At 72.0% G+C, this 1,695-nt stretch carries 2 pseudogenes; both read right to left on the minus strand.

What is annotated here, in order from left to right:
• A pseudogene (locus tag D474_RS30275) lies at positions 1-197 on the minus strand (hypothetical protein); the annotation flags it as partial.
• Positions 198-246: 49 nt separating this feature from the next.
• Positions 247-1,695, minus strand: a pseudogene (locus D474_RS32485) (serine/threonine protein kinase); the annotation flags it as partial.

The raw sequence follows: 1,695 nt of genomic DNA on the forward strand, positions 1-1,695 counted from the left end.
CTCACCCGCCGCGCCTGATCCACCTCCGTGGCGAACCTCCGCCGCATCTCGGTGTCTCCGGCCCAGCTCGCGTGCAGCACCTTGACCGCCGCGCGCCGACCACCCCCGTCCTCGGCCAGGTAGACCTCGCCGAAACCGCCGCGTCCCAGTGAGCGGTCGATTCGGAAGCCGCCCAGTGCCTGGCCGGGTCGTACCACGGGGGTCCTCATTTCCGTGTCGGGGGTTCAAGGGGGGCGAAGGGCCGGGTCAGCCCGAGGTGAGGCGGCGGGCCGTGTCCAGATCTGTGCGGATGCGTTCCACACCGCCCCTCAACTGGAGGAGATGGTCGGTACGGTTCTGCAGTTCGATGTTGCGGTGTGCGCGTCGCCCGGGGGTGCCGTAGATCAGGCGCAGCGCGGGCCCGCTGATGAGCAGGCCGATCACCGCGGCGAAGGAGACCACTGCGGCGAGCGCGGAGACGAGCGGGTAGTACGCGTTCTCGGCGATGAACTGGACCACGAGCGCGAGCAGGCCCCACTTGGAGACCTTCTTGACGCGCTCGAGGTAGAGCTGCCTTCGAGCGGCGTTGCTCAGTGCTTCGTGCTCGGCGGAGACGGTGGCGTAGCGCCCCTCCCACTCGCGCCGCTGCTGAGCCAGCGTGACCAGAGTGGGCACGGACCCGTGCACGGCCGCCGCGTACCCCGCCGCGGCCGGCTGTGCGGCCGTGGCGACCTTGGTCCACAGGATGTCGATCCACTCCCGCACACCGGGGTCCTTGCTCTCCGGCCGGGGCGGGGTGTCCGGACCGAGCAGGAAGGCCAGTACGAGGGCGGGATTGACGCCGGAGCGCACGTCGCTCCAGCCGTTGAGCGCGTCGGAGAGCTCTTTCTGGAACGCGATGCCCGCGCGCTCGGCGGCGTCGAGCCGGTCGGCCAGATGCTGGTGCTCGCCCGGGCGGCCGCTGTGGTGCAGCCCCATGGTGCGCAGGACCACGGGCCGGGCCAGCAGCGCCATCTCGTTGGCCTGCGGGGCGCCGGTCAGCACCGGCGCGGGGTCCGAGAACAGGTCGGTCAGGTGGTCGAAGGTGACCGTGCGGCCGCGGAAGACCGGCGGCAGGTCGGGCCGCGTCTGCGCGACGAAGGTTGCCAGGGCCAGGTTCGCGTCGGTCACCTTGCGCCGGAACAGGGCCCGGTCGACACGGGTGTCGCCGACATCGTCCGTGAGCCAGGCGCCGAGGGCATCGCGCTCGCCGGTGTCGGAGAAGACCCGCACCGCCTCGGTCCAGTTCTGCTGCATGGCCTCGGCGAGTGTACCGGGGTCCTCGTGGCGCACCCCGAGGAAGTGGTACGGGGGAACCCCGCCACGGTGGATCCATGCCCCGGAACCGGAGGGGACACCGTACCCACCGGAGGGCTGACCCTGTCCGTACGTGCCCGGGTCGGCAGGCGTGGACGGCGGGGCCTGGTGTCGGGCCTGTTCATCGGCCCCGGCCATGCGCGTGTAGGCGCGGGTTGGGTCGGCCTTCGGTGACGGGGCGACCCTGGTTCCGGGCACCTGTTCGGGGGCGGAGGCCTCCATCCGCGTGCGGTCGACGCCGACGCTTGTAGCGGCATCCGGGGAGGGCGCGGCCCCGGTCCGGTCCTCGACCTCGGACGGCTGAACGGTGGTGGGCGTCCAGCCTCCTGAGGACTGCACGGTCGTGGCAGCCACTGCACC

Origin of the sequence: Nocardiopsis salina YIM 90010, from assembly GCF_000341025.1 — a bacterium.
GTDB lineage: Bacteria > Actinomycetota > Actinomycetes > Streptosporangiales > Streptosporangiaceae > Nocardiopsis > Nocardiopsis salina.